This window comes from Streptomyces niphimycinicus (assembly GCF_018883605.1).
GTDB classification, from domain to species: Bacteria; Actinomycetota; Actinomycetes; order Streptomycetales; family Streptomycetaceae; genus Streptomyces; species Streptomyces niphimycinicus.
On record NZ_JAHLEM010001024.1, the window covers coordinates 1 to 4,320 of the forward strand.

Sequence of the window (4,320 nt, forward strand, 5' to 3'; positions counted from 1 at the left end):
TTCCCTGCCCTGCTCCGCAGGAGCTTCGTTTCCTCCCCGGCCTGAAAGGCCGGGGTATCCACGAAAGAGAACCCCGATGACCGCCGACAGCCGCCCGGAGCCGCCCCACCTCGGCGACGAACGCACGACTCTGCGCGCCTTCCTCGACTACCAGCGGGCGACGCTCGCCATGAAGTGCGAGGGACTCACCGACGAGGAGTTGCGGCAGCGCTCGATGCCGCCCTCGACGCTGACGCTGCTGGGCCTGGTGCGGCATCTGGCCGAGGTGGAACGGGCCTGGTTCCGGCGGGTGTTCGAGGACCACGAGGCGCCGATGATCTGGTCGCCGGTGATCGACTTCCAGGCGGCGTACGACGTGAGCGGGTCGTCCGGGGCCGAGGCGTTCGCGGCCTGGGAGGCGGAGGTCGAGAACTCCCGCCGGATCGAGCGGGAGGCGGCATCGCTCGACCTGGTGGGCTATCAGCCGCGGTGGGAGGAGGAGGTGTCGCTGCGGATGGTGCTGGTGCATGTGCTGCTGGAGTACGGCCGCCACAACGGGCACGCGGACTTCCTGCGCGAGGGTGTGGACGGGGTCGTGGGGGCCTGAGCCCCTCACTCGGGAGGCCGGAGGAAGCGCCCGCCCCGGGTGGCCGGTTGCGGGAAGCGGACGGCCGGTTGCGGGTTGCGGACGGCCGGGCTATCGGCCGTGGCTCATCCCGCCGGGACTCGCCGGCGCTTGTCGAATGCGCCCTCGGCCGCGAGCACGACGACCTCACCCGGTGCCCGCACTACCGCCGGCAGGTGGTCCCCGACGGCCGAGGCCACGCGGCCCCGAGAGCTGGTTGAGGCGGCCGGGGCTGGGCACTTTGTGGGCGCGTGAGCTGATACGACCTTGCCGCATCCGGAGCTCCCGGAACATCCGGAAGGACGATCATGAGCGAGCCCAGGACATCCCCCCGCATGCTCGGCATCTACCTCAATGACCACCTGGCCGGTGCGACGGCCGGAATGGAGCTGGCCCGCCGCACCGCCCGCGAGCACCGGCGGTCGCCCTTCGGCGGCGAGCTGGAGGACCTCGCCGTACAGATCATGGAGGACCGTGCGGCGCTGCTGGCCGTCATGGCCGACCTCGAGGTGCCCGTACGCCGTTACAAGATCTACGGGGGCTGGCTGGGCGAGAAGGCCGGGCGGCTGAAGCCCAACGGCAATCTGCGGCGCCGCTCCGGGCTCAGTACGGTCGTCGAGCTGGAATCGCTGCGGATCGGGGTGGAGGGCAAGGCGCTGCTGTGGCAGTCGCTGCTGGCCGCGACCGGCCAGGACACCCGGCTGGACCCCGATCGGCTCACCGAGCTGCTGAACCGGGCGCGGCGACAGCGCGCGGTGCTGGAGTCGCTGCACGACGCCGGGGCCCGCACGATGCTCACCCCCGACCGGGCGGAGTCGCGAGAGGCGGTGGTCGGGACATGACGCCTGCGGCTGGACCATTCGCTGCCCATCATCACCACCCCGCACGCCTCCCGGCGGCTCCAGGGCGTCCATGGATTCAGCCGGGCGACCGGGCTGCCCACCTGGCACGATCAGGTCCTGGTGAAGGATCACAGCCAGGTCCGGGTCACCGCGCTGCCGGGCAGCCACGCCCCCGGGCCGGTGGCAGAAGCCGCTGCCACCGGTGATGGGAAGCCTCGGCTTCCGCTGGCTCATCGTGACCATGGACGCGCTCCAGGGGCCGGTCTGGTCAAGGCCGTACGGCCAGAACGGGTACTGCCGGTGCACTACGACGACTACGCCGCCTTCAGCAGCCCGCTCTCCGCGTTCCTGGAGGAGAGCGGGCACCCGGACGTCCCGTCCACGGTGGTCCACTGCGCCCGCGGGGTGCGCGTCACGGTGAACGCGCAAGGGGTGCTTACGGCGCCGTGACGGCCGCGGCCAGTCGCGGTCAGCTCGCCGTCAGACCGCGGTGGTGGGCGTCTGGTCGTCGCTGTGCAGCCGCCGCAGACGTTCCACCAACTGCGGACGGTGCAGGTCCACGACGAGCGCCATCAGATCCGGATGGCGCAGCAGCGGTGCGGCCCGGCAGTCATGCGCGTCGGGTGCCGTGAGCCGCCGGAACTCCCCGCGGGTCCCGGCGCCGTGCTCACAGCCATCGAGCGCCGCCACGGCCTGGGACGCCAGCGTGGAGCAGGTGAGCAGGGCCGCCGCCCAGCTCGCCACGACCTCGTCCACATAGGTGCGCCAGATGCCATCGGGGCCGTTGATCTCATACGGCTCCGCGTCCGCGAGCCAGTCCAGCCGGAAGGAACCGCCCGGTCCGGCCAGGGCCAACAGGGCGGAGTCGGTGGATGTCGGGTAGCGCAGCCAGGCGGCCACCGTCACGGCCTGCCGCGCCTGGGCCTCGGCGAGCGCCGCGTTCGTCGCTCCGTCGGCCGCCGGATAGGCCCTGACTAGCCACCGCGTGGTCGCCGCTATGACGGATGCCAGGTCCAGGGACAAACGAAGCCGCTCCTCGTACGCGATCAGTGTCAGCACCGTACCCTCGGGACGGCGGTGTCTAACATGACGTAGATCACGTTGACGGGCTCCGGCATGACACACATCACGCCCGTACGTCGGCGCGCCGAGCCTTTGCGACGCCGGGCGCGCACCGCATAGTGGCTGGTTGGCCGGGTACTCGGGGCCCATGAACGCCCCAGGCCCCGCCGTCGGCGTGGTCGTTGCCACCCGTGACCGCGCGGAGCGGCTCGCCACGGCTCTGGAACACCTCACCGCCCTGCCGGAGCGGCCACCGGTCGCCGTCGTGGACAACGGCTCGACGGACCACACCAGGGCCATGATCGCCGAACGGTATCCCGACGTGCGGGTCCTCGCCCAGGGGGACGACCACGGGGCACTCGCCCGCAACGACGGCGTACGCGCCATCGGCACCCCTTACGTGGCCTTCAGCGACGACGACTCCTGGTGGCACCCCGGCGCCCTGGCCCGGGCCGCCACCCTGCTGAACGGCCATCCGCGGCTGGGGGCGCTGGCCGGCCAACTGCGGATCGGCCCGGCCGAGCGGCCCGATCCGCGGAACGCGATGCTGGCCGCCTCCCCCGTCGGCCGCGCCGAGGACCTCCCCGGACCGGAGGTGTACGACTTCCTCGCCTGTGCGGCCGTGGTGCGCCGCGGCGCCTTCCTTGAGGCGGGCGGCTTCCACCCGCTGGTCGTCTCCGGCGGCGAGGAGACCCTGCTCGCCTACGACCTCGCGGCGATGGGCTGGGGCATCTCGTACTGCCCCGAGGTGATCGCCCACCACGAACCGGCCCCCTCGCCGTCCGAAGATCGCACCGCCGCGATGCGGTGCGATGAGTTGACCGGCTGCTGGCTGCGCCGCCCACTGCCCCTCGCGGCCCGCCGCACCGCCGCACTCCTCACCGAGGCCGGGAGAGACCCGGTGGCGCGGACCGCGCTGCGCGATCTGCTCGCCCGGCTACCGGCCGCACTGTGGCTGCGCCGCCCGCTGCCCCCGTGGATCGAGGAGGCCGCCCGGCGGGTGGACGAGCAGCGGACGGACGAGGGGCTCCGGCAGGAGGCGAGGCAGGTCGCCACCCACGACCGATGACCGGGCCGCCCCGGCGCGTGGACGGGGGGCTCCGGCCGGACCAGAAGCAGGCCGCCGCCCATGGCCGATGACCGGGCCGACCAGCGGCGCCGGAGAGGTGCGCCAGACCCTGGGGCGGCGGCGCGGGAGCCGCGATCCGGGACCGTCGATGGCCGCACGGCGGTCGCCATCGCCGGCCGCGACCGGCGGGCGTAGCTGCCGCACAGCCTGAACCGGCCCGCCGAACGCCCGAGTTGCCGCCCGCGCTCGTCACCGACAGCGGACCGGGGAAGGGGGAGGTACGGGCGGCCGACCAGCGGCACACCGGCGGCGAAGCCGCCTACCTGATGGCCGCCCGCCGCACTCCATAGGCCGCGGCGCCCAGGGCCAGCACCGCCGCGCCGGAGACCACCGAGGAGACGGGCAGGGCGAAGGCCAGCAGCAGACAACCGGCCAGGCCGAGCCCGGGCACGATCCGCGGTGGGCGGCCCTCGGCCGGGGTGAGGGTCCAGGCGGAGGCGTTGGCGACGGCGTAGTAGGCCAGCACCTCGAACGAGGAGAACCCGATCGCACCGCGCAGATCCGCCGTCGCCGCCAGGACCGCCACCACCGCGCCCACGGCCAGTTCGGCGCGGTGCGGCACCGCGAACCGGGGGTGTACGGCGGCCAGCGCGGGCGGCAGGTGCCGGTCGCGGGCCATGGCCAGGGTGGTCCGGGACACGCCCAGGATCAGCGCGAGCAGCGACCCGAGCGCGGCCACCGCC

General features: G+C 73.6%; 6 protein-coding genes. 4 read left to right on the top strand and 2 right to left on the bottom strand.

What is annotated here, in order from left to right; genetic code table 11:
• Positions 1-76 precede the first annotated feature (76 nt).
• The 3 genes from KN815_RS47045 to KN815_RS47055 all read left to right on the top strand — a co-directional run bounded on the left by KN815_RS47045 (position 77) and on the right by KN815_RS47055 (position 1,896).
• Positions 77-586: a DinB family protein gene (locus KN815_RS47045; RefSeq protein ID WP_216347902.1), complete on the top strand. Its 510-nt coding sequence runs from the start codon at positions 77-79 to the stop codon at positions 584-586.
• Between the two features lie 326 nt (positions 587-912).
• Positions 913-1,446 (top strand): hypothetical protein, encoded by a 534-nt coding sequence (locus tag KN815_RS47050; protein ID WP_216347903.1) that lies wholly within the window; start codon positions 913-915, stop codon positions 1,444-1,446.
• Positions 1,447-1,566: 120 nt separating this feature from the next.
• Positions 1,567-1,896 (top strand): hypothetical protein, encoded by a 330-nt coding sequence (locus KN815_RS47055; RefSeq protein ID WP_216347904.1) that lies wholly within the window; start codon positions 1,567-1,569, stop codon positions 1,894-1,896.
• Between the two features lie 30 nt (positions 1,897-1,926).
• Here KN815_RS47055 and KN815_RS47060 read toward each other — a convergent pair whose 3' ends face one another.
• The gene (locus KN815_RS47060) at positions 1,927-2,469 is read right to left on the bottom strand and encodes a hypothetical protein (RefSeq protein ID WP_216347907.1); all 543 of its coding nucleotides are present in this window, start codon (positions 2,467-2,469) and stop codon (positions 1,927-1,929) included.
• A gap of 187 nt (positions 2,470-2,656) precedes the next feature.
• On the opposite strand from KN815_RS47060, the gene KN815_RS47065 reads away from it, so the two are divergent.
• Positions 2,657-3,577, top strand: coding sequence for a glycosyltransferase family 2 protein (locus tag KN815_RS47065; protein WP_216347905.1), 921 nt, complete (start codon positions 2,657-2,659; stop codon positions 3,575-3,577).
• Positions 3,578-3,896: 319 nt separating this feature from the next.
• Here KN815_RS47065 and KN815_RS47070 read toward each other — a convergent pair.
• Positions 3,897-4,320 (bottom strand): amino acid permease (locus KN815_RS47070; RefSeq protein ID WP_216347906.1); only part of this gene is annotated, 424 nt, incomplete at its 5' end.